General features: G+C 42.4%; 24 protein-coding genes, 1 tRNA gene and 1 pseudogene. 9 read left to right on the top strand and 17 right to left on the bottom strand.

The genetic code is table 11. The annotated features are described in order from the left end of the window. Positions 1-81: 81 nt before the first annotated feature. A pseudogene (locus QWZ07_RS12895) lies at positions 82-186 on the top strand (WYL domain-containing protein); the annotation flags it as partial. Positions 187-212: 26 nt separating this feature from the next. On the opposite strand, the gene QWZ07_RS12890 reads toward QWZ07_RS12895, so the two are convergent. The 4 genes from QWZ07_RS12890 to QWZ07_RS12875 all read right to left on the bottom strand — a co-directional run bounded on the left by QWZ07_RS12890 (position 213) and on the right by QWZ07_RS12875 (position 3,224). Beyond that, complete coding sequence (locus QWZ07_RS12890; protein WP_192853145.1) at positions 213-1,340, bottom strand: HNH endonuclease; 1,128 nt, start codon at positions 1,338-1,340, stop codon at positions 213-215. Continuing rightward, complete coding sequence (locus QWZ07_RS12885) at positions 1,340-1,957, bottom strand: class I SAM-dependent methyltransferase (protein ID WP_102344635.1); 618 nt, start codon at positions 1,955-1,957, stop codon at positions 1,340-1,342. The genes QWZ07_RS12890 and QWZ07_RS12885 overlap by 1 nt, the downstream gene beginning before the upstream one ends. A 257-nt stretch (positions 1,958-2,214) precedes the next feature. Further along, a tRNA-Val gene (locus QWZ07_RS12880) sits at positions 2,215-2,291 on the bottom strand. Between the two features lie 264 nt (positions 2,292-2,555). Beyond that, positions 2,556-3,224, bottom strand: coding sequence for a DUF2726 domain-containing protein (locus QWZ07_RS12875; protein WP_102278572.1), 669 nt, complete (start codon positions 3,222-3,224; stop codon positions 2,556-2,558). Positions 3,225-3,497: 273 nt separating this feature from the next. On the opposite strand from QWZ07_RS12875, the gene QWZ07_RS12870 reads away from it, so the two are divergent. Further along, a complete protein-coding gene (locus QWZ07_RS12870) occupies positions 3,498-3,683 on the top strand; it encodes a hypothetical protein (protein WP_102310959.1) in 186 nt (61 codons plus the stop codon). A 97-nt stretch (positions 3,684-3,780) separates the two neighbouring features. Here the strand turns inward: QWZ07_RS12870 and QWZ07_RS12865 are convergent, their stop codons facing one another. Then, complete coding sequence (locus tag QWZ07_RS12865; RefSeq protein ID WP_192853144.1) at positions 3,781-5,745, bottom strand: tetratricopeptide repeat-containing diguanylate cyclase; 1,965 nt, start codon at positions 5,743-5,745, stop codon at positions 3,781-3,783. A gap of 259 nt (positions 5,746-6,004) precedes the next feature. Between QWZ07_RS12865 and QWZ07_RS12860 the strand changes: the two genes are divergently transcribed. Then, positions 6,005-7,111: a M20/M25/M40 family metallo-hydrolase gene (locus tag QWZ07_RS12860; RefSeq protein ID WP_192853143.1), complete on the top strand. Its 1,107-nt coding sequence runs from the start codon at positions 6,005-6,007 to the stop codon at positions 7,109-7,111. Between the two features lie 118 nt (positions 7,112-7,229). Here the strand turns inward: QWZ07_RS12860 and QWZ07_RS12855 are convergent, their stop codons facing one another. The 4 genes from QWZ07_RS12855 to QWZ07_RS12840 all read right to left on the bottom strand — a co-directional run bounded on the left by QWZ07_RS12855 (position 7,230) and on the right by QWZ07_RS12840 (position 9,020). Beyond that, positions 7,230-7,619 (bottom strand): hypothetical protein, encoded by a 390-nt coding sequence (locus QWZ07_RS12855; protein ID WP_099166891.1) that lies wholly within the window; start codon positions 7,617-7,619, stop codon positions 7,230-7,232. Then, positions 7,616-7,870, bottom strand: a complete 255-nt coding sequence (locus QWZ07_RS12850; protein ID WP_192853142.1) for a hypothetical protein — start codon at positions 7,868-7,870, stop codon at positions 7,616-7,618. The genes QWZ07_RS12855 and QWZ07_RS12850 overlap by 4 nt, the downstream gene beginning before the upstream one ends. Positions 7,871-8,134: 264 nt before the next feature. Beyond that, complete coding sequence (locus QWZ07_RS12845; protein ID WP_017109831.1) at positions 8,135-8,557, bottom strand: DUF3859 domain-containing protein; 423 nt, start codon at positions 8,555-8,557, stop codon at positions 8,135-8,137. A gap of 94 nt (positions 8,558-8,651) precedes the next feature. Further along, on the bottom strand, positions 8,652-9,020 hold the full coding sequence (locus tag QWZ07_RS12840; protein WP_102278569.1) for an AAA family ATPase: 369 nt from the start codon (positions 9,018-9,020) through the stop codon (positions 8,652-8,654). 272 nt (positions 9,021-9,292) lie between these two features. Between QWZ07_RS12840 and metA the strand changes: the two genes are divergently transcribed. Continuing rightward, positions 9,293-10,234, top strand: a complete 942-nt coding sequence (gene metA / locus QWZ07_RS12835; protein ID WP_017105520.1) for a homoserine O-acetyltransferase MetA — start codon at positions 9,293-9,295, stop codon at positions 10,232-10,234. Positions 10,235-10,438: 204 nt separating this feature from the next. Continuing rightward, complete coding sequence (gene pilW / locus QWZ07_RS12830; protein WP_192853141.1) at positions 10,439-11,185, top strand: type IV pilus biogenesis/stability protein PilW; 747 nt, start codon at positions 10,439-10,441, stop codon at positions 11,183-11,185. Positions 11,186-11,307: 122 nt separating this feature from the next. Here pilW and rlmF read toward each other — a convergent pair whose 3' ends face one another. Both rlmF and QWZ07_RS12820 read right to left on the bottom strand, forming a co-directional pair. Then, positions 11,308-12,654 carry a 23S rRNA (adenine(1618)-N(6))-methyltransferase RlmF gene (gene rlmF, locus QWZ07_RS12825; protein ID WP_192853140.1) on the bottom strand — a complete coding sequence of 449 codons (1,347 nt, stop codon included), beginning with the start codon at positions 12,652-12,654 and terminating at the stop codon, positions 11,308-11,310. 4 nt (positions 12,655-12,658) lie between these two features. Further along, positions 12,659-13,156, bottom strand: coding sequence for a YgjP-like metallopeptidase domain-containing protein (locus QWZ07_RS12820; RefSeq protein WP_004734935.1), 498 nt, complete (start codon positions 13,154-13,156; stop codon positions 12,659-12,661). Between the two features lie 153 nt (positions 13,157-13,309). On the opposite strand from QWZ07_RS12820, the gene QWZ07_RS12815 reads away from it, so the two are divergent. Beyond that, on the top strand, positions 13,310-13,546 hold the full coding sequence (locus tag QWZ07_RS12815) for a glutaredoxin family protein (RefSeq protein ID WP_004734934.1): 237 nt from the start codon (positions 13,310-13,312) through the stop codon (positions 13,544-13,546). A gap of 396 nt (positions 13,547-13,942) precedes the next feature. On the opposite strand, the gene QWZ07_RS12810 is transcribed toward QWZ07_RS12815, so the two are convergent. Then, entirely contained in the window at positions 13,943-14,815 is an 873-nt protein-coding gene (locus tag QWZ07_RS12810) for a LysR family transcriptional regulator (protein ID WP_192853139.1), read from the bottom strand. 110 nt (positions 14,816-14,925) lie between these two features. On the opposite strand from QWZ07_RS12810, the gene QWZ07_RS12805 reads away from it, so the two are divergent. After that, positions 14,926-16,125 (top strand): MFS transporter, encoded by a 1,200-nt coding sequence (locus QWZ07_RS12805; protein WP_192853138.1) that lies wholly within the window; start codon positions 14,926-14,928, stop codon positions 16,123-16,125. Between the two features lie 85 nt (positions 16,126-16,210). Next, complete coding sequence (locus QWZ07_RS12800; RefSeq protein ID WP_192853137.1) at positions 16,211-16,777, top strand: DUF1415 domain-containing protein; 567 nt, start codon at positions 16,211-16,213, stop codon at positions 16,775-16,777. Between the two features lie 38 nt (positions 16,778-16,815). Here QWZ07_RS12800 and QWZ07_RS12795 read toward each other — a convergent pair whose 3' ends face one another. Beyond that, positions 16,816-17,886 (bottom strand): sensor domain-containing diguanylate cyclase, encoded by a 1,071-nt coding sequence (locus tag QWZ07_RS12795; RefSeq protein ID WP_192853136.1) that lies wholly within the window; start codon positions 17,884-17,886, stop codon positions 16,816-16,818. Positions 17,887-18,099: 213 nt separating this feature from the next. On the opposite strand from QWZ07_RS12795, the gene QWZ07_RS12790 reads away from it, so the two are divergent. Further along, positions 18,100-18,675, top strand: a complete 576-nt coding sequence (locus QWZ07_RS12790; RefSeq protein ID WP_192853135.1) for a nucleoside triphosphate pyrophosphohydrolase family protein — start codon at positions 18,100-18,102, stop codon at positions 18,673-18,675. Between the two features lie 136 nt (positions 18,676-18,811). Here the strand turns inward: QWZ07_RS12790 and QWZ07_RS12785 are convergent, their stop codons facing one another. The 4 genes from QWZ07_RS12785 to cydB all read right to left on the bottom strand — a co-directional run bounded on the left by QWZ07_RS12785 (position 18,812) and on the right by cydB (position 21,241). Further along, complete coding sequence (locus QWZ07_RS12785) at positions 18,812-19,300, bottom strand: GNAT family N-acetyltransferase (protein ID WP_017109820.1); 489 nt, start codon at positions 19,298-19,300, stop codon at positions 18,812-18,814. Between the two features lie 290 nt (positions 19,301-19,590). Next, the gene (locus QWZ07_RS12780) at positions 19,591-19,770 is read right to left on the bottom strand and encodes a hypothetical protein (protein ID WP_004734908.1); all 180 of its coding nucleotides are present in this window, start codon (positions 19,768-19,770) and stop codon (positions 19,591-19,593) included. A 222-nt stretch (positions 19,771-19,992) separates the two neighbouring features. Beyond that, complete coding sequence (gene cydX / locus QWZ07_RS12775; protein WP_192853134.1) at positions 19,993-20,094, bottom strand: cytochrome bd-I oxidase subunit CydX; 102 nt, start codon at positions 20,092-20,094, stop codon at positions 19,993-19,995. Positions 20,095-20,104: 10 nt separating this feature from the next. Then, positions 20,105-21,241 carry a cytochrome d ubiquinol oxidase subunit II gene (gene cydB, locus QWZ07_RS12770; RefSeq protein ID WP_192853133.1) on the bottom strand — a complete coding sequence of 379 codons (1,137 nt, stop codon included), beginning with the start codon at positions 21,239-21,241 and terminating at the stop codon, positions 20,105-20,107. Between the last annotated feature and the right edge of the window lie 4 nt (positions 21,242-21,245).

Here is a 21,245-nt window from a genome sequence, read left to right as displayed (position 1 = left end):
TCAGCACTTTAATAATATCTAATGAATCAAATAACTCGTACTAAAAGCTCCACTATAATAACTTCACCCTATGCAGCTTTTATCAGCGTATATAATATCGATATCAATGTGTTAGATTCAAACCCAAAGGGGCAACAGATCATCTTAGAAAACATTGAGGAACTAAGGCCATACTTGGTCTTCTAAGCCAATGGTAAACCTAAGGCAATGAATTATCGGCCCTTAAATAACTCGCCTCGATGGTAACGAAGGTATGGTCTGTGAGCCGGCATGATGCTAAATGCCATATCTTCCTTCAAACCGATCACATCAGGTGATTCCAAGTAGCTTGAAATCATTACTTTTCCATAATCATCAAAGGAGATGAAACCAAGGTCGAACGCTTTATCTAAGTTGGCAAGAAGCAATAAACCATTAAACCTATCTAGTCTTTCTTCGTTGCTAGAGTCTCGCCAAGGTTTAATGTGTGAAGCCAATAACAGCTGTGTATTTCGATACCCCGTAATAGCACAACCACCCCACATCTGAATTAGTTTTGATCTAAAGTGACCCTGCCCTACCCTTGTATTGACCAAAATAGTCTTTTCAGTCTCGGACAGAGTGTTATCAGTCATAACTTGTTTAATATCTGCATTCACATCTACTTGAGATAGATCAGCTAAAAACTTGTGGTAATGAGACAAAGCGGCACTGTACATCCCCTTACCCCTAGAGTCACGAACTTGAAACTGTTCCAACTTTCTCGCTTTTTCTTCATAGCCAACAAACTCACGATACGAATTGATATCGGTAAGCGGTGCTTCAAGATCACCAGCATCCATCAACCAATTAGATATCGAGCCTCTTATGGCTCCAAGGTAGTTCTTCGCGGTTTTTTCAGATTTACCAATATCAATCAACCACTGATGATATAACGTCGCTAAATCAGATAGATTAGAAACTAAAGCATCCTTTAGTTCGTTAGAAACGATATAGCTTTTCATGTAGCTAAACAGCTCATCGTCAATATATGCGTGCGAGACCGCCTTTACTGAATAACGACTGGTTGATGTATCGTCATAACCGTCATTGAAGAAAAGGTGCCAAAAGCCTTCACTTCTCAAATGGAAGAAAGGGTTTTCTGGGGTATTTTTGTCAGCCCCCTGAGCTAGGTTATCAAAGTGATGAGTAAACCGTTCTTTAAGGGCTTGGTTAAGGCAGATCTTATTGGTCGAAATATGCCCTGCTTGAATTAGATCCATAACAGCCAGCAACATACAGACTTTATGAGGACTTTTTTTGCCACCAGCATTGTTCATTTTCAGGTTTTGAAAACGATCTAAGTAATACTCTAATGCCATTATCGACCCTTGCTTTTGTTAGATCTTGTATGTTCTAACACTACGGTTTGCCAAGATATCTCTTTTCTCTTCAATGAATCAGTGTCTTCAGCAACGTGACAGACTGTCAGCCCTACAGCTTCACTTAACCTTTCTAATTGTTCAACTGAAACACGGTAAGCACTGCGGCCATCATTAAAGCCGCCATGACGCAATGTGATCACTAGTTTTCCATTCTCGGAAAGCAGTTCAGACAATACATCGATCGACTTTTTTCGAACCGACAAATTTAAATGCATCCATACCGCTGAAAGTAAAATCAAATCGTACTGAATACACAGTTTTCTGACTTTGCTTAAAGCAGGCAGAGCGTCGTCTAACCACTGAACTTGAGTCGAGGAGTTTAAGATCCCTAACTGTCGAAGTTCGCTTGCTGGTTCAACAGCTACCACTGAGCAACCTTGTTCAACAAACCACCTCGTATCTCGGCCTGAGCCAGCACCGACATCAAGTATCCTTGTAGCACCGCAAGGCCAATACACATGCCACGCACGGTGGACATTTTCAAATTCCAAAGAATCATATTGCTTTGAAAGCTGGAGCGCGTTTTCGTTGTAAAAAGAAGTGTTTACCGACATAAGTCAACTCGTATATCAATCTCACTCGATAATATCTGGGTTGGTTGCATATGACGATTTAGCGTTAGATAAGTATTAGTAATTGTGATGAAGATCGCCCGCTTTCGATTAATTAGCGGCAACAAGGGCAAAATAACAATTAGAGGTCGTAAGCTTAATTCTTAGAATCGTTCATCATGGAAAAATTGAACATTTAATAAAGATAGGAATTACAGACACAAAAAAGCCCACGCTAGGTGGGCTTTTTTGAACGAATTTGGTGCCCGCTACTGGACTCGAACCAGTGACACCTTGCATGTCATGCAAGTACTCTAACCAACTGAGCTAAGCGGGCAATGTTGTGAAACTTAACTAACCGCTTTATTAAGTGGCTAACGCTTCAGAACGAGATGGATAATAGCGAGTGAATGGGTAGCGCGCAAGGATAAATTTGCACAAAACTGATCGTTTGCTTTTAAAAACAACAATCAGAATAAATTTTAAACACAAAGCAGATCAATGGCTTGAAGTAGATCACATTTTGCCTCTACTTCAATAGCTACATACATCTGCCTCTTTCGTGCCTTATCCCCCAGATGAAGCGTTTTGACTCAAGATATTAGTTAGAATCTTCATCCACATCGAACACAACATTGTAGTTCTCGGTGTAAGTACAATTAGGTTGACGACTACATGTAAAGAAGCGTCGACCTTTATAATCACCTTGGCTTGCCAGCTTGATGATCATCGGGCTACCGCACTTCTTACAGAATCGAACTTCTTTCGATGGTTCAATAAGGTCAATATGAGTTGCCAATAACCTTTTCAAACGACTTACTTGGTAGCTGTGTTTTACCGATGCGCCAATTAAGGGTAACCCTGCCGATTTACACACGTGTATTAGCAGCTTCTCGCGATCTACCTTGCCTTTATTCAGCTCTTTGCCGTTGTCGAGCTCAATGATGACTCTGGGCTCTAATGTACGCGGGTCACACACCACAAAATCGAAGTAGCTTCGTGCGATTTTATTGTTCGCGATGAACCAGTTTTTCTTGGTATTCGATTTTGCAGGCGCAAGTACGTTTGCCATGTTCACTTTTGCAAACACCACGCCGTGATTACCCACAGCGGAGATCAAGGCCGTATAAAAGGTGGCTTGCTGTACGTTGAGCAATGCCCCTTTCTTTTGGTAAGCGTGGTCTTTGGTGTCGTCGTGTTTAAACACATACTTTTGAATAAAGTAAAAGAACACAACAAGAACCACTACAACGATAAAAATATTAGTCATTTTTGAATGCAATCACGTAAATAGGGAGATTAGAAGAGTTTGTAGCCTAAGTAGAAAGCCAGCATGTGGCAAGAAAAAGAAAATCAATTACTAACAAACATCACGCCCTTTCAAGCGTTCTAAGAAGAAAGTGTCACTTGATGAGTTCGACATAGCTCACCAATTTGATCATTCTAAGAATATTTACACCCTAGATTGATGTAGATCAATTTGCGCACATTTGTGATCACTTAGATTAAAAAACGTTAGGCAAATGTTAATAAGGAAGTTGATATGACACTAAAACAAGACCCTCGATGTTACACCGATGTTTGTGTAGATGGTAAGTGGTTCCACTACGACCATTGCGGGACGCAAGCCTACATGCTGAAAGGTGGATCTTCTGCAGTGATAGAACTAGCAAAAGAGCCTGCAACAGAAGGCGAATTAGTAGAAATGCTGCAAGGTATCGTAAAGTAAGTAAATACGCTCATCTAACACTGATACCCAAATTACCGCCTAGAAGTCATTCTTATCTAACCACGATCAGAATGGCTTTTTATTCCCGGATTAGAGATTAACTTTCAGCGATAACCACTCGGTTTCTACCTGCCTCTTTGGCTTGATACAGAGCATCATCAGCGGCTTTAAGCGACTTCTTATAGGTACCATTGTTAACTTGCTCTTGAGCGATGTTAATAGTGGCACCGATTGAACAGGTAAGACTCAACGTTCCAGCATGAGTATCAATAGGATGCTGAGCGATGGCTAGCCTGATGGTTTCTAGCTGTTGTTCTGGATCTTGAGAGCCTGAAAGTAACAGAACGAACTCTTCCCCGCCCCAACGTGCAACAACATCATTTTGAAGTACTACCTGACCTAAACGCTTAGCCACTTCCACCAGCACTTGATCACCAACATCATGCCCGTAGGTATCATTCACTTTCTTAAAGAAATCGAGGTCTAGAATCGCCAAACTCATTCCAAATTGGGTGTGCCCGAATGGCATAGGTTGAGCTAGTAATTGTTCGAGGTAGCGCCTATTGAACAAGCCGGTAAGCTCACAAGTCGTTGATTGGGTTAACAAGGCACTGTTCTTTTTTTGGATTGAACGCAACCGAATCATCAATAGCAGTGCGCTAATACCCACCATAATGATCAATGCGACAACGATTCGATTCCTAAGCTGCTGCTTTTGCAGTAACAACTCATTCAGGTCTTTTTCCGTGTTGAGTAATTCGTTTTCCTTCGCGAGTGTCGCTGTTGCAAAGTCTTGTTCTAAAAGAAAGATATCACTCTGGCGCTTGTCAAAAAGCAGCGCTTTATTAGCTTTATAATATAGCTTGTAATAGTGTAATGCCTTATCAAGATTACCTTTTGATTCGTAATATTGAGCCAACCTTTTTAATCCGAGTACCTTCCAACTTCGGCTACCCACCACTTCAAAAATGTCGAACGCGTGTTGAAAATCTGTCAGGGTATCATCATCTTTATTCAGTCCGATTTTCGCCAACGCTCGGTTGAGGTAACACTGCCCATGTTGAAGCGTGTATTTCTCGACCCCAGGATAATGAATGCATTGATTCGTCACATTGAGTGCTGATTGGAATTCCCCTTCCGCAAGCAATACATCACTGTATGTTCTGAGCAATAGAACCTTGTATCGCGTACTTACTCTCTCACTATTGAGCTGCTTCGCTTTGTTATAAGCAATACGACCTTTTACGAGGTCGCCACTGCTTAAATAGGTAAAGGCTTCGTTAATGTAGAGGATACCAATGGCCTCATCTTCAAGTAATCCGCTTTGATAATAGAGTTTTTTGGCCTTCTCAATGATCTTGAGTGCTTTCGGCCAATCTTCCAAATAGATGTAAAGCAATGCCATGTTAGACATGAGCTTGCTGTTATAAATATGTTTTGGGTACTTTTTCCCTAGTTGTATCCCTTGATGGAAAAAGTATTGAGCATCTTGGAGGTCGTTACGAACGTTATTGATTGCTCCCGCCGTATTATAGGCTTTGACCAACAGTTCTTCGTATCTTATGGATTCTGCAATATCGATTGCGGAACGAATTTGAACTTCAGAGGCAGCGAGTTCACCTTCTTTCAAATTCTCGATGGATAATTCAACAAGCGACTGGGCTTTCAACCACAACAAATCTTTGTGGTCAGCCAATTCTTCAAGCTGTTGAATGTATCTTATGACGGCTTCTGTATCTTGCTGATGATGGGCGACATTTGACAGAATCATCAGACGGTAAGCTTGGTAAATAGCTGAAGGTTTTGCAGGTGAAGTGTCTGCAAGCTCCGCAAGCTTTTGTTGCGCGAGAAGTGGATCACCTCGAGATAGCTCAAGCAGTTTGATTAACTGGAGCCCATATGCGGACTTAGAAAGTTCGTTTTCTGGGGTGTAAGCAGCAGTATTCGTTGATTGCGTATGACTCAGGTCGTCGTCCTGCAATGGGTACAACAAATAAAGCCCGAGTACGGCACTCATTGCTAAAACGAGTAGAAAGGACCCTAAAACGTTGTTTTTATTCATGTATCAAGGCCGTTCCAAATTGAATTCTCATATCACTGCTGTTTATCTATATTAGAAACGTATTATACCCGAGCCCTACACAGATTAAAATGTTGCCAGCTCGACGATATAAATAAGATTTTTCTAATTAAATAGAATAATCAGGCAACTTTCTTGATTTAACTCAGGCATTCATCTGGCACATTGGCGTTATAGTGATTTTCCTGTTCCTATAGCCGTGACTTCTGACGAACGAGCGGAAACATAATGAGAATTAACAATGACCCAAATTAATGAACAACGTCTTGTCGACCATTTCTGCGATCTTGTGAAAATCGATAGTGAATCACGCAACGAAAAAGCCATCGCGGAAGCACTGGCTGAGCAGCTAGGCGAACTAGGCTTTGACGTACATAAACTGGCCGTTCCTGAAGAAGTGTCGAACGGTTTCAACATCTACGCTCGTTTAGATGGCACACTTCCAGGTAGCACAGTATTTAGCTGCCATATGGACACAGTAACGCCAGGTATCGGCATTGAGCCAATCATCGAAGACGGCATCATCCGTTCAAAAGGCAACACGATCCTAGGCGGCGACGATAAATCTGGCATCGCAGCTATTATGGAAGCGGTTCGCGTAATCCAAGCTGAAGGCCAAGCGCACAAAACCATTGAAATCGCGTTCACCGTATTCGAAGAAGGCGGTCTATTTGGTTCTTTGAACTTTGATATGTCTTACATTCAATCTGAGCACGCTATTGTTCTAGATACAGGCGGCCCGATTGGTACTATCGTAAATGCAGCACCTGGCCAACAGAAAATCGTTGCGAAGATCAAAGGTCGCCCTGCACACGCTGGTTTAGCACCAGAAGAAGGCATCAGCGCGATTCAAGTAGCAGCAGACGCTATCACTAAAATGAACCTGCTTCGTATTGATGAAGAAACAACAGCAAACGTGGGTATTGTTGAAGGCGGTCAAGCAACTAACATTGTAATGCCAGAGCTTAAAGTCGTAGCAGAAGCGCGTTCACTGAACGGTGAGAAGCTAACAGCGCAAGTTCAACACATGATTTCGACATTCCAAGAGAGCGCGAAGCAGTTCGGTGCTGAAGTAGAAATCGAATCAACTCGCGCTTACGATGCATTCGTGATTGCAGACGATCATCCGCATATTCTTTCTATCAAATCAGCATTCGAAAAGCTTGGCGTAACGGCGAACACCAAACGCACTGGCGGCGGTAGCGATGCAAACAACTTCAACGCGAAAGGTCTAACAACGGTTAACCTATCTACGGGTATGGCGAAAGTTCACACCACTGAAGAGTACATTGCAGTGAAAGACATGGTCGCAATCACTGAGTTTGTTGTCGCTTACGTGACTCAATAGCCTTGCTTCTAAGCTAGGTAGGAATACCATTTAGCTCATATCAAAAAGCCGAGTCCCCACATAACGTGTGACTCGGCTTTTTTGTTGTCTATTGTCTATTGTTCTCGATTAATAGCCGCTATTTGATGTAATCAAAATAGTACTCACAATTAACATTCATAACAGCAGTAATGATGTCTCGTCCATGATCGATATAGCCGTAGTCTTTCATTTCTCTCCAGCTTATACGAGTAACTCGTTCACCCTTGCTTGTTGCGTGCTTCATCGCAACGTTGTTCAAAATATTGGTGCACCCTCTAAAACCGCTTTCTGAACTTCTCATTCCTTGGTATTCCGAAAATTCAGCCACTATGTGAACACCATAGCCATAATCGTTGAGACTATACTCATCAACCATTACACCGTCTGGATTAAACTGCTGAGGCTCGCCAACATGATTTATTCCAGTACTGCATCCCGACAATACAAACACCGAAAGTAAAACCGTGGGTATTAACTTAGTTGTCATTCCTGAATCTCCCTCAGTCCGAGTTCGATTCGTCGCGATGACATGCTCAGTCTCAACAGATAATCAAGGTCTTCTTTCGCCATTGATTGCCAAATATTATCAATAACAACCGACCTAGCAAGTTCAGTTTCTTTCTTACTCATGAACACGTATCCTGCTACATCAACATTTTTATGAGTTTCTTTAGAGTCATTATGCGCAACTCGACTCTCATCAACATCCAAGATTAATTCAAATTTGTACTTTGGCATTTTTCTTCCTACTTAAAGCTTTGAAAACTCTAAGCTAAACCTATGAATCCAGTTAGGGTTCAAATAACCCCAATGACAACGTTTTACTAACTATGCGCTAGAAGTTGACGAGTATCGTTAACACTTTCCGCACCGTAAAGTTAATCCTTGCACATTGATATTAGGTTTATGTTTTTGAGAGATAAGTAGTTGAATTATGTCGAGTTAAACTTTAGATCACAGAAGCCAATGACGTTACTTTTTAGGCACTATCACGCTGATTAATTAGAATCCCCTGCGCTTCCAGAACTGGTTTTCGTCTTTACCCACTAAATCGAACGTCTTGTCGGCTATGATGTTTCCTTTTAGCTCGACCGTCATACGCCATTTACCGAGTTTGTTGGAGACAGGAGCCCAGATAGTGTCACCTAAGTAAAAATCCCAATCGTTGTTGCCGACGTACTCTTCACCATCAAACGGTTCTAAGACTTCACCTTTGTCTGTGGTGATATCTGGGTGGTAGATGCAGTAACGGATCTTTTCACCCTTGGCCTTTTTGATATTCAGAATGTAGCCAAACTCGACATCAATTTCAGCATCGACAATGGTGGTGAACTCTTGGATTTTTGGCAGGTCTTTAGATTTTGAATCCCATGTGGAGTAAATACCATAAGAGGTCATGTCGACCACAACAGAGCGCTTTGCCATTTCAATTTTTACCTTGGAGTTGTTCTTTGAGTTTAAATATTGGTCGTTGTGTTTGATTCGTTAGCCAGATACTAAGTTGCAAAAAAGCACAGGGCTATTCTTGCCAATCTTTCGCCATGCGCTTAATCACCGATGGTTCGATATCGTGAATGCTGCCAAATTGCTCTCGGCAGACTTCGATAACCAAATATGCTTTGTATTTGAGTGCAAGTTGACGATAAGCCTTCATTTCCCACTGTTTGATGAAGGTATTCGATACCACCACATCAAGCCCCTGCTTTAAGCCATCTTCTGTCGTGTTCTGACACCACTCATGCGCTTGCTGCAATTGCCTAGGATCAAAACAGTACTCACCTTGCTCATTCACGTAATACATATCCGCTTCGACATGTAATGCATCATAGGTCTTTGCTTTTGTTGATTTACCCGAGCCAGGCAACCCTCGAATGAGTATTAACTTCATCTGTCACTTTACAGGCTAATTCGAAAGCTCAAGTTTATCTCAAATACTAACTAAGTGCTCTGATAACTCCACCAATCTTACAGACTTGAACCAATCAATTCCCCTTACACAAATGTATGAACAAAACACAGCGTGCCCCTGCAAGCTAAGTATTGCTTCTGATAGAAAACACAAATAATTTACAACTATCCACTTTGTATATCGACAAGCGTATCAAACTACTATAGATTTAGAAGTATAGACGTCTACATATCTAGCTTAGGGAGAAAGCTGTGCCTATTCGCATTCCAGACCAACTGCCAGCATCTGATGTTCTTCGTGAAGAAAACATCTTTGTTATGCCGCTATCAAGAGCATCGACACAGGAAATTCGTCCACTTCGAGTCTTGATCCTCAACCTAATGCCGAAGAAGATTGAAACTGAAACTCAATTCTTACGCCTACTATCAAACAGTCCATTGCAAGTGGATGTTGAGCTGCTGCGCATTGATGACCGACCAAGCAAAAACACGCCGACAGAACACCTTGATAACTTCTACCGCCAATTTGAAATGGTCAAAGGGAGAAACTTTGATGGATTGATCATCACAGGTGCACCGCTTGGCTTGGTTCAATTTGAAGATGTTATCTACTGGGATCACCTCAAAACCATCATGGAGTGGGCCAATAAACACGTTACCTCGACTCTGTATGTATGCTGGGCGGCTCAAGCAGGCTTAAAACTGTTGTATGATTTGCCAAAACGCACACGTAAAGAGAAGCTTTCTGGTGTTTACAGTCACGAGATACATAACCCATACCACCCTCTTCTACGTGGTTTTGATGATACGTTTTTAGCGCCTCACTCGCGTTATGCCGATTTCTCACAAGAATACCTAAACGACCATACTGAACTGGATATTCTTGCCACATCTGACGTTGCTGGTGTTTACTTAGCCGCAACCAAAGATAAGCGAAACGTGTTTGTAACCGGTCACCCAGAATATGATGCCCATACATTACACGGTGAATACGTTCGTGATTTAGGGGAAGGCATGGAGCCGGTGATTCCTATCAATTACTACCCGAACAACAATCCAGACAATAAGCCGGTAGCAAGCTGGCGAAGCCATGGGCACTTGCTGTTCTCCAACTGGCTAAACTACTGTGTTTACCAGCAAACGCCGTACGATCTGGATCACTTCAGCGAAGACAACTTCACTAAAGACGATTAAACGTTAGCTCGTTGTAATCAACAGTTCGTAGTAATTAATAATTCGTTGTAATCAATTTTGATAAAGCCGCACTCGGTAGGTTGTTGATAAAACAGCTAATTGAGCGCGGTTTTTTTATGGTGTGTGGCTCGCATTCCATAATAGATTTACCACTTCGACGACTGCGATTTCATATGATGTGTTTGTGTTCATAAGGAGCCGCACATGCCTGCCAAATCGTTGTTTTCATACCCCCTACTATCAAATCTCGCGCTACTCGCCTCATTCTCTTTGGTTGGCTGCGTTTCTGTGACTGAAGGACCACCTAAAATAGAAAGCGATCCTATTGCGATGTCTGAATCTCGAATCGAGTTAGGCTTGGGGTATATGGGGCAAGGCAACATGGTAAGAGCTAGAGAGAATCTTGAACTCGCCGTTAAACATGCACCAAGTTACTATCGCGCACGCCTGTCTATGGCTCACTACTTTGAACGAGTCGGCGAAATTGGTGAAGCAAGAGTGACTTATCAAAAAGCTCTGCGCTTGGATTCAAAAAATGGCAACGTACTCAATAACTACGGCACCTTTCTATGTAAACAGGGGGAATACGAGCAAGCCGATAAATACTTCAACCAAGCTATCGATCAGCCCTACTATTATTTAGTGTCTGCAAGTTATGAAAACGCGGCTTTTTGTGCGTTTAAGGCGGGCGAAGTGGACCAAGCACGATACTACTTCACGAGAGCGATTGACCACGATCCAAACCGCGTAAAATCAATTCTTCAGCTCTCTAAGATAGAGGTCAGCACTGAGGATTATAATGATGCTCGTCTGCGTCTGTTTAAATTCCATCAACGTTATGGCTATCAAGTCCCCTCACTTCAGATCTTAATCGAACTAGAAAAGAAAGCCGGTAACGGCGCATTACAACAGAAGTATCAAAGGGAATTAGACGAGCTGCTTTCTGCTTGAACCAGCTTAGGGTTTTAGATGATTAAATAATTAGATCAAAAACGGGCTTGCTGAAAGTATCAGCAAGCCCGTTGTTAATTTTAGAGGTCGGTTTTGAACCGGTTACTTCAATTCTGGATTCGTTATTTCAATTCGATCCATTGCTGACGCTGTTCGTCGTCCATAAATGTCCAAGCAACGAAGCGACTGACTTTTTGTCCTTGCGACATCTCAATCACTTTCACTTGTTTTGCTCTCAGCTTGCCAAGTTCTGAACGAATCATGTCTACATTGTCTTTCTTAGAAATCAGCGTCGTAAACCACAAGACTTGCGTCGAGAACAATTGACTCTCTTTAGCCATTTTCAAGATAAACGCAGCTTCACCACCCGGACACCACAACTCGGTTTTCTGACCACCAAAGTTCAATGTTGGTTTGTTCGCTGCATCTACGGGCTTCTGCACCGTCTTCTTGTTTTTACGCTCAGGCTTAAACGGTAGGCCTGCTTTCTTCGCTCGATTGGCTGCTAAGTTGTCTAGCTTACGTTGAGAACCTTGCTCAGCTTCTTCTTGTGAACCATGGAAAGGAGGATTACAGATAGTGACATCGTAACGCTCATTATCCTTGATCACACCTTTAAAGATGGATTCGGAGTCTGCTTGCAAACGACTGCGGATCTTACCTTTTAGGTTCACATTGCTTTCTGCAATAAAGTTCGCCGCTTTCACTGAAACAGGATCCACATCCGTGCCAGTACAACGCCACTTATACTCTGTCGCACCGATGATTGGGTAGATGCAGTTTGCACCAACACCGATATCTAACGCTTTAACCGAAGCATGGTTATAAGGTTCTCCTTGGCCATCGCTATTCAGGATATCTGCCACCCTGTGAATGTAATCAGCGCGTCCGGGAATAGGCGGACACAAGTAACCCGCAGGAATATCCCAATGTTTCACGCCGTAGTGATGAGCAAGTAAAGCTTTGTTCAAAAGCTTTACCGCCATAGGATCAGAAAAGTTGACCGTATCTTCCCCTACTGGATTCTTAATCAAGTGTTCTTTCAACTCAGGCAATGCCGCGACCAACAAGTCAAAATCGTATCGGCCTGTGTGTTGGTTCCTTGGGTGCAATCCGCCTTGAGGTTTTTCAGCCGAGCGTCTTTTCTGGGCTGCGTTTTTGTTAAAAGCAGTTTTATTAAAAGAACCCTTATTCGATGACCCCTTATTCGCACCCTGTTTACCTTTGCTATCTTTTGCAAAAGGTCGCTTTGCGTTGTTGTTGCCAGCGCCTTTGGGTGCACTATTCTTGCGACTTTTATCAGATGTGTTCTTTGTAGAAATACGCTTGCTATTGCTTGGCTTGCCTGCATTTGGCTTAATATCACCGTGCTTACGGTTACCTTGATCAGCTTGGTTGTCTTTTGTTTTTGTTGAGGAGGTACTGTTTTTCGACAGGCTTAGCGTAGTTCTATTTTGTGATTGGCTCATTGGGCTACTTCTTTAAGTCTAAATACATCATGAATAAACGGGCATCTAACTCAAGTTGATGATATTCCGGCTCCATGTGACAGCATAGTTGGTAAAAGGCTTTGTCGTGTTCTTTCTCTTTGATGTGCGCCAGTTCATGCACCACCAGCATTCTCAGCAAAGGTTCTGGTGCATTTTTAAAAACACTGGCGATACGAATCTCGTTCTTCGATTTGATCTTTCCACCGTGATTCTTCGCGACGTAAGAATGCAGACCTAATGCATTATTAATTAGGTGTATCTTGCCGTCGTAAATCACTTTACTGATCGGTGGCGTTTTTTTCATGTAGCGATTTTTAATCTCAATCGCATAGTCAAACAGGGCTTTCTCGCTTTTGATTTCATGATTCTTTGGGTAGCGAGCTTCAAACCACGGCACCAATTTACCTGATTCAACAAGTTGAGTTACCGGGTCGAGAATGTGCTTCGGGTAGCCTTGAATATAGCGTAAAGAAGGATGCATGCTGAAAGACCGTACAAGTTACACCACGACAATATGTTGTGGTCTTGAAAATTGAGCCGCATAGTGTAACTGATCACACTTTTCTAATCACCTAGGATTCGTTACACTTTAGCGAGATTCACCAAGAGCTACACTCAAAAAGAGATTGTAAAAATGAAACGTGTTGTATTGTACGTCGCAGACAAATGCCCGCACTGTAAAGATGCACAACGCTATTTGGATTCGAAGAAAATTGAATATCGCCTAACGAATGCAAAAATGCAGCGTGGCCGTAAAGAATTACAGGCGATGGGTGCTCGTTCTATCCCTGTGCTTAAGATCGGTGACCAAGTGATGGTCGGCTGGAATCAGAAAAACTTCGATAAGATGTATAACTCAAAGAACACATAACGTGGCCTAAGAGCTTAGTACTTCTGCACAACAAAGCACGCAGATCCAACCAAGGATGTGCGGGCTTTGTTTTTATCTTTAGTAAGACACAAGAATTACAGCGCATCAGCCTTTGATTTTGAAAACCATACCGCAGTTCACGCACTGGTATCTTCCTTTAATACCAAAGAAACGATCCATAAACGTTCTATGAATCCTAACCAACTTTTGCTCTTTACATTCGCATTTCATAACAACAGAACACCATACCTAAAAGTCCTGTTGATTATTAAGTCCGAGGCATATTAAGTAAATCATAAACCCTTAATACCCACGCTTAAATAAGTGATATCGATCTCATAAATCACAAAAAGTGTGATATTGCTTCATATTAATCGCCGACATGACGACCAAAAATCACACATATTGCTTCACGAAATCAATAAAGGTTCTGTCTGCCTTAGACAGATAGCCTTCTTTTCTCCAGGCTAAAGATAGGTTCAGTTTCACAGGGTCTTTGAATGGCACGCCGACAACATCTTCCTCGTACTCTGTCACTAAGCTGAGTAGTGCGGTAATGGCGAACTCTCGCTTCACTATAGAAAGAATCATCGGGAGCAAGTTGGTTTCGAATGCGATGGTCATGTCTAGGTTGTATTTTTTACAGGTCGCATCGATAAAGTCACGGTGAAAATAACCAGACTTGAACATAATCAGCTCTTGAGCGAAAAACTCTTCAAAGGTGATGGATGCTTGAGTTGCCAATGGGTGTTCTTTACCAACAACAGCTAACATTTCTGAGCTTAACAAGTGGTCAGTTTCGAGGTCATCAGGCACGTTTTCATGATTAATCACGCCGATATCAAGCTCACCGTTTAATAACATTTCACGAATCGAAGCAGTACCAGCATCTATAATCGTCAGTTTTAGGTTTGGGTATTGGCTCTTAAATGCCATTACGACTTGCGGGAAAAAGTAGCTTCCCATCATGCTTGGCGCCCCTAAACGCACCTCTCCTTTCTCTAACCCCTTTAACTCGTTCATTGCGAGCTGAGCATCATCAAACTGCTGGGCGATTCGCTTCGCATGCTCAAACAGTACCTTTCCCTCTTCCGTTAAAGTGACGGATTTATCTCCTCGACGGAATAGAATCAACTCAAGTGTCTGTTCTAGCTTTTTAATGGAGATACTCAATGCAGGCTGTGCAATATGCAGCGCTTTTGCAGCCTGAGTAAAGTTACCAAATTGAGCAACGACCAGAAAATGTCGAAGAGGTTTTGATTCAAGCATGTCGATATATTTTATATATAGAGGTGATATTTTTAATATATTTCTTTAATCACAATTGTGCTGATAACTTGTTCACAAATAGCTTATTAACTCGCGCAGGCACAACGTAAATGTTTGATAAAGACAGTCCTCAATACAAACGCATCACCCAATCATTGGCGATTGGCTCGTTTATTATTTTCTGTAACCTTTACCTCTTTCAGCCTATCTTGCCGCACATGGCAGAGCACTTCCAAGTATCAGAAACTCAGATCAACTGGCTGTTTGCCGCAACGACACTTGGCCTTTCGATTAGCTTGGTGCCTTGGGCAATCGCATCTGAAACCTTCGGTCGAAAGCCTATTATTCTATTCAGCTTATTCGCAATTCCTGTGATTGGATTGAGCATGGTGTTCACGACAACCTTGCTACAACTGGTGATTGCGAGAGCTTTCATGGGAATTGCGGTCGCAGCTTTTGCTGGCGTAGCGGTTGCCTATATGGTCGAAGAGTTATCACCCAAAGCTTTTGCGGTCGCGATTGGTGGCTATATTGCGGCCAACTCATTAGGTGGGATTTTCGGGCGTGTATTAGGTGGCTTGATTACGGATTATTTCGACTGGCATGCGACTGTGTTGTTTTTCGTTGTCGGCTCTTTACTTGGCGCGCTCTATATTGCGTATAGCCTGCCTGACCAGCAAAACTTCAAACCACAGAAAGGGCTGTTCTTTCATCATAACCGCTCTGTAGTGATGCACTTAAGAAACCGCACCTTGTGGCTCGCGATGTTGATTGGGGGCGCTAACTTCGCGCTATTCGTTAACCTGTATTCGGTAATGGGCTTTAGGTTGGTATCCGAACCTCATTCAGTACCTGTTGGTTTGGCTTCACTCATATTCCTATGTTATTTGGCCGGAACGGTAAGTTCTAAACTCTCTAACAAATGGACACTTCGTTTTGATCCGTTAAGCGGAATATTGATGGGCGTGTGTATCAGCTTAGTTGGAATGCTCGTTTCTGCGGTCGATAAGGTTCCGTTCATGCTCGCTGGTTTATTGCTGATTAGTGGCGGTGCGTTCTTCGCCCATACCCTTGCCTACTCTTGGGTAAGTCAAAAAGCACCGAGCGCTAAGGCCACAGCAACCGCTCTTTACTTAGTCCACTATTACATAGGCGGGAGCTTGGGCGGTTTCTTACTCTTGTATTGTTGGCAACTGTTTGGCTGGAATGGTGTGATCGCAGGTGGTTCAATCTTCTATATTGCGATTTTTGCTTGGGTCTATCAGTTAAAACAACTTCAAGGATCAACCTCAAAGCTAGCTGAAGCTTAAGTAACACAAACTGTCTGATTGAATTATTGCTTTTGATTAACGTCCGTTCTGATATCCTACGCAAAATTTCATTTCGAAACCTGTTATGTCGAACACTCAAAGTACAGATCTTCAAACCATCCACGACCAAGTAAAACAATGGTTAGACGATGTCGTTATTGGCCTAAACCTGTGTCCATTCGCAGCCAAGCCACAACGTAATAAACAAATTAAGATCTTTGTGAGTGAAGCGAATACTGAAGAAGCGTTGTTGCAAGACATCATGACGCATTTCGTAGAGTTAGATAACACGCCAGTTGCGGAATTAGAGACGACGTTGGTGGTTGTACCTAACATGCTGCAAGATTTCTTCGACTACAACATGTTCATTGATTGGATTGAAGCCCTGATTAAGCAGGAAGACTGGGAAGGCGTTTATCAAGTAGCGACGTTCCACCCAGACTATTGCTTTGGTGGTGCAGATCCAGAAGACGATGAAAACCTAACGAATCGCTCACCGTATCCGGTTTACCATTTGATTCGTGAAGCAAGTATGGAAAAAGTGTTGAAGCACTACCCTAACCCTGAAGCGATTCCTGATACGAACATAGCAAGAGTTGAATCTTTAACGCCAGTGGAACGCCGTCAGCTGTTCCCTTATCTATTCAGCTAATTGCGACAGTTGCCCATTAAGAACAAATCAATTTCGGCTTACGAACCGGAGTGTTCTTGATGATATGGACGAGAAATAAACTGATCTCGTCCATTTTGTTTAGCAATGTACAGGCATTCATCGGCAACTTTGATTAACGAGTCTAACGCCGACATTCTTTCCCCTTTAGTGTCTCCAGTACTCAATTTGAAATGACATGCACCGATTGATATCGTGACTGGCTTTCTATCTAGTGTGATTTTCTTCATCTCTTGCAAAAGAGTCATGAACTTATCTTCAACACAACTTGGTGTTTTATTGGGGTACCAAAGAATGAACTCCTCGCCACCAAAGCGCGCCACAAACTCTCCCTCTTGAGTGTTATGACTCAACACGTTCGCCACTTTCTTTAAAACAACATCACCCATTTGATGGCCGTAAGTATCATTAACGACCTTAAAAAAATCGATGTCGACAACCGCGAGTGTCCCTTTTCCTAAAGAACCTTTTAACTGCTCTACTTCCGCATTCAGCGTTTTGAACAAGCAGCGTCTATTCGGTAAGTGTGTAAGAGGATCGTAAAGAGCTTGGTACTCTAGCTTCTCGTTTAGCTCTTTGAGTTTTCGTTCTTGCTGTCTTCTAACGAGTTCCACTTCTATCCATGAAGCCATTAACCTCATCACGTCAATGTCGAACTCTTTGAATTCACGATGATAAGGAGTCGGGCTTGAAAAGTTTAAGGTGCCATAAAGCTCATCATTGACGAAAATAGGGACACCAATATAAGACTCCAGACCAAATGACTGGTAGGCAGGATGAGTCGCATACTTATCATGTTTACCACAGTGTTCAATGCAGATAGGCCTAATCGATTTACACGTGATCTCACAGTAGGTCGAGCGATAATCGAAGGTGTCCCCTCTATTGAGTTCAACGCCTTCGGGTGTGACACAGTGTTCAACTAAATAAGTATTACCATCGACTTTAGATAAGATACCAATATCTAAGTTGAAGCGTTCAAGCCCCATGATAAGCAGCTGAGCGATCTGAATATCGAAACCCTTTCGATAATCATTGGTGATTTGATACAAGCGGCGTATAACAATTTCACTTTCACTAGCTTGGTTCATAACTGGGATCCCATTGCAGCCAGAGTTAGTGGCAACATTAATATTTGGTATATTAAGAAGAGTAAAGGGTAAAAAAACACAATAATCAATTGGTTTGTATGCAAAATACCTCATTGGTCCAATGAATAAAAGTCGACTTCTTCGACTTTGCGTTAGCACCCTATTCCCAGCTTTGGTAAAATACCCCATTAACGAAACAGAATGGACAGGAAAATGAACCTTTCTCAACTAAGCCAAGAAATCTACGATCACCTTTACCGCGACATTGAAGAGTTCCGCAATACTTTTGATCTGCCTGTTGCTGCTCCTGAAACAATGGACGAAAAAGGCGATACGCTACACACCTCTCTAGCGATCGAAGAACTAACAGAACTTGCAGAAGCTGACTCAAAAATCGAACAAGCGGACGCTATTGTAGACAGCGTTTATGTTTTGATGGGACGTTTGGTTCACCTTGGCCAAGCGAAGGTTGAAGACAACCTAGCAATTAGCTACTTAATCGACCTGCTGCTGAATGTTTCTAAAAACCGTTCAATCGACTTTCTACCTTGTTGGGACGAAGTACACTCAAGCAACATGAGCAAAGTGTGTCGTAACGAAACAGAATACGCAGAAACTGAAGCTTTCTATGCTGAGCAGAACATCAAACTGATGGCGGTTCAAAAAGGCGAATACATCATCGCTAAGTGTGCGGAAGATTTCGTTTCTGAAGGCAAGACAATTCGCCAAGGTAAAGTACTAAAATCAGTACACTACCGCCCTGCGAACCTTGAGCCTCTAACGGCTTAAGTAAGGCTACAACTGAAACACTTTAAAGCCTCAGTTGACTGAAATCGAAAACGCCACGTTATTTTAACGTGGCGTTTTATTATCTATTAGAAAACTCTAGCTGTGTTAATTGGAGCCGTGTTTTAGAAGCAGAACACTATACCAGTCGAGCCATGTGATAAGCCGCAACGTATTCACCATTTCTAAAGGCAAATCCAGCCGACTCTCCTTCAATCACGAAGCCAAACTTCTTATACAGGCTGATCGCTCGTTCGTTATCGGTATAGACGGTGAGCTCCAGTCGTTTAATGTTAATCCAGTTATCACACAAGTCGATCGCGGTCGCGAGCAGTTGGCTACCGACACCTTTGCCTAATACATCATCTTTAACACCCATACCGAATGAAGCGACATGACGCCTTCTCGGGTTTACACACACTTCCATTCCCAAATTACCAACAATCTCATCGTCGATCATCGCGACATACGAGTACACGTTGTCGGGCATATTAGAGATTCGTTTCTGCCAGCTTTCCAGAGATGGATTTGGGAGTTGCAGCGTACCGGTATAAGCATTAGTGCATTCGTAAACTTCTTTTATTCCCTTTGCATCTGACGGTTCAGACCGTCTCACTATAATACTCATCGCAACTCCTACTATTATTCTTCGCTAAATGTGATGCACATCCTCAATGTGCACCTAGACACACTATCAAATAGTAAATATTTAACAATAGGTTAGATGAAATTGTTTCAAATTAAGGAATTAGCAAATGGAGGGGAAATAGTATTTTGACGAAGGCGTGTTAATAATATGGTTTTACTTGTAGTGGCTAACGGAAGAGTTTCCGATGGAGAGAGTAAAGAATAGGTTATTATGTTGATGTGATATGGACACAAAGATATGTGCCCATATTGTTAAACTAGCTCTCTTGATTAGTCACGTTCACATTGAACTTGCATGACTTTAAGATCCGTAGCATTGAGCTTCTTAGCTAACGCTGCGCCTTCTTCATTACATTGCTCAAGAGTCGTAAATTGAGTGTTAACTTCCATTTCTGCAGTGCTGTCAGCGCCACCCATCATTAGGCTTAGAATCAGTGTTAGTTCGTACATAAGTTAATCCTCTTTCGAGTTTTGAAAGCATCCATTCGAATAAGATAAAGTGACTAAACTGAGTCTTAGCTCACTTGTTTCGTTTGAGATAATTCTAGTCATTCGCGCGAATCGAGTCTTACCATTTTGTGCCACTAACTAATAAAGCCAAGATTTAAAGAACGGTGTAATAAAGGCCAGAAACTCACACTTCTGGTCTTCTTATATAGCCCAGCCCATCGATTAAGACTCAGTTTCTGACTCACTTTTCTCTAAACTAATGACATTCAAAACTGCAAATGCAGAGGCTAGGAATAAGCCTAATATCCAAACAAAATACCACATGAGAAACTCCTTAATACAGTGAATCGCCATTACGTTCGACATACTCGTTATCGAGTCGTCCAAACATTGTGCGATAACTAAAAGCGGTGTAACACAGGATGATTGGCACCATCACGAATGCTACGCCTGTCATGATGTTCAAGGTCAGTTCACTGGAGGTTGAATCCCACAGAGTTAGGCTATGGCTTGGATTAACGCTAGACGGAATAATGAATGGGAACATCGCAAAACCAGCCGTTAAGATGATGCAAGCGTTAGTCAGGCTTGAACTAATAAAAGCAATCGCATCCCATTTCAACCTTGCGCTGATCAAAGCTAATAGCGGAATAAGCACACTGCCAATTGGCGCAAACCACATCCAAGGGTACATCTCGAAGTTAGTTAACCAAGCACCAGTTTCTACTATTGCTTGTTTATTTAATGGATTCGAAACAGCGCTATGGTTCAACTCACTGGCAATCAAATAACCATCAATTTGGCTTATCGCTAAACCACCTAGCACCATGAGACTAGCCGCAAACACTGCACTTACCTGCGCCATCAATCTTGCCTTGTTGTATAGCGCATCTGTCGTTTTCATCATCAGCCAAGCACTACCTTGCAACAACGCCATCAATAACCCAACGAAGCCACACAACAGAGCAAACGGATTAAGCAAATCAACAAACGATCCGTGGTACTCAACCATAAGCAAGCTATTGAGCGAGAACGGAAGCCCTTGCATCAAGTTGCCAAACGCGACACCAAATAAAATCGGCGGGAAGAAGCCTGAAAATGAAATTGCCAAATCACACACTTTTCGCCATTGGTCGTTGTCTATCTTGGCTCGGTACTCAAGTGCAAGAGGACGCAGCCACAATGAGATAAGAGCCAAGTACATAGCAACATATAAGCTTGAAAACGATGTCGCATACACTAACGGCCAAGCTGCAAACAAAGCGCCACCTGCGGTAATTAACCACACCTGGTTGCCGTCCCAATGGGGTGCAATGGAGTTAATCATCACTCGTCTTTCAGAGTTGGTTTTACCGATAAACGGTAACAACGCTCCTACTCCCATATCAAAGCCATCAGTGCTCATAAATCCAATCAGCAACACACCAATCAGAACCCACCAAATTATACGCAATGTGTCATATTCAAACATGAGT

Origin of the sequence: Vibrio lentus, assembly GCF_030409755.1 — a bacterium.
GTDB classification, from domain to species: Bacteria; Pseudomonadota; Gammaproteobacteria; order Enterobacterales; family Vibrionaceae; genus Vibrio; species Vibrio lentus.
Note: the sequence above shows the minus strand (reverse complement) of the source record. Positions and strands in the feature narration are given on the sequence as shown.

Excerpts from the sequence above, each read along its gene's own strand:
- QWZ07_RS12860 (WP_192853143.1), top strand. The coding sequence starts at position 6,005 with ATGACCCAAATTAATGAACAACGTCTTGTCGACCATTTCTGCGATCTT.
- QWZ07_RS12850 (WP_192853142.1), bottom strand. The coding sequence starts at position 7,870 with ATGCCAAAGTACAAATTTGAATTAATCTTGGATGTTGATGAGAGTCGA.
- QWZ07_RS12810 (WP_192853139.1), bottom strand. The coding sequence starts at position 14,815 with ATGCTTGAATCAAAACCTCTTCGACATTTTCTGGTCGTTGCTCAATTT.
- QWZ07_RS12890 (WP_192853145.1), bottom strand. The coding sequence starts at position 1,340 with ATGGCATTAGAGTATTACTTAGATCGTTTTCAAAACCTGAAAATGAAC.
- QWZ07_RS12885 (WP_102344635.1), bottom strand. The coding sequence starts at position 1,957 with ATGTCGGTAAACACTTCTTTTTACAACGAAAACGCGCTCCAGCTTTCA.
- QWZ07_RS12805 (WP_192853138.1), top strand. The coding sequence starts at position 14,926 with ATGTTTGATAAAGACAGTCCTCAATACAAACGCATCACCCAATCATTG.
- pilW (WP_192853141.1), top strand. The coding sequence starts at position 10,439 with ATGCCTGCCAAATCGTTGTTTTCATACCCCCTACTATCAAATCTCGCG.
- QWZ07_RS12840 (WP_102278569.1), bottom strand. The coding sequence starts at position 9,020 with ATGAAGTTAATACTCATTCGAGGGTTGCCTGGCTCGGGTAAATCAACA.
- cydX (WP_192853134.1), bottom strand. The coding sequence starts at position 20,094 with ATGTGGTATTTTGTTTGGATATTAGGCTTATTCCTAGCCTCTGCATTT.
- QWZ07_RS12800 (WP_192853137.1), top strand. The coding sequence starts at position 16,211 with ATGTCGAACACTCAAAGTACAGATCTTCAAACCATCCACGACCAAGTA.
- QWZ07_RS12845 (WP_017109831.1), bottom strand. The coding sequence starts at position 8,557 with ATGGCAAAGCGCTCTGTTGTGGTCGACATGACCTCTTATGGTATTTAC.
- QWZ07_RS12790 (WP_192853135.1), top strand. The coding sequence starts at position 18,100 with ATGAACCTTTCTCAACTAAGCCAAGAAATCTACGATCACCTTTACCGC.
- QWZ07_RS12870 (WP_102310959.1), top strand. The coding sequence starts at position 3,498 with ATGACACTAAAACAAGACCCTCGATGTTACACCGATGTTTGTGTAGAT.
- QWZ07_RS12855 (WP_099166891.1), bottom strand. The coding sequence starts at position 7,619 with ATGACAACTAAGTTAATACCCACGGTTTTACTTTCGGTGTTTGTATTG.
- QWZ07_RS12815 (WP_004734934.1), top strand. The coding sequence starts at position 13,310 with ATGAAACGTGTTGTATTGTACGTCGCAGACAAATGCCCGCACTGTAAA.
- cydB (WP_192853133.1), bottom strand. The coding sequence starts at position 21,241 with ATGTTTGAATATGACACATTGCGTATAATTTGGTGGGTTCTGATTGGT.
- QWZ07_RS12795 (WP_192853136.1), bottom strand. The coding sequence starts at position 17,886 with ATGAACCAAGCTAGTGAAAGTGAAATTGTTATACGCCGCTTGTATCAA.
- QWZ07_RS12820 (WP_004734935.1), bottom strand. The coding sequence starts at position 13,156 with ATGCATCCTTCTTTACGCTATATTCAAGGCTACCCGAAGCACATTCTC.
- rlmF (WP_192853140.1), bottom strand. The coding sequence starts at position 12,654 with ATGAGCCAATCACAAAATAGAACTACGCTAAGCCTGTCGAAAAACAGT.
- QWZ07_RS12785 (WP_017109820.1), bottom strand. The coding sequence starts at position 19,300 with ATGAGTATTATAGTGAGACGGTCTGAACCGTCAGATGCAAAGGGAATA.
- QWZ07_RS12780 (WP_004734908.1), bottom strand. The coding sequence starts at position 19,770 with ATGTACGAACTAACACTGATTCTAAGCCTAATGATGGGTGGCGCTGAC.
- QWZ07_RS12875 (WP_102278572.1), bottom strand. The coding sequence starts at position 3,224 with ATGACTAATATTTTTATCGTTGTAGTGGTTCTTGTTGTGTTCTTTTAC.
- QWZ07_RS12865 (WP_192853144.1), bottom strand. The coding sequence starts at position 5,745 with ATGAATAAAAACAACGTTTTAGGGTCCTTTCTACTCGTTTTAGCAATG.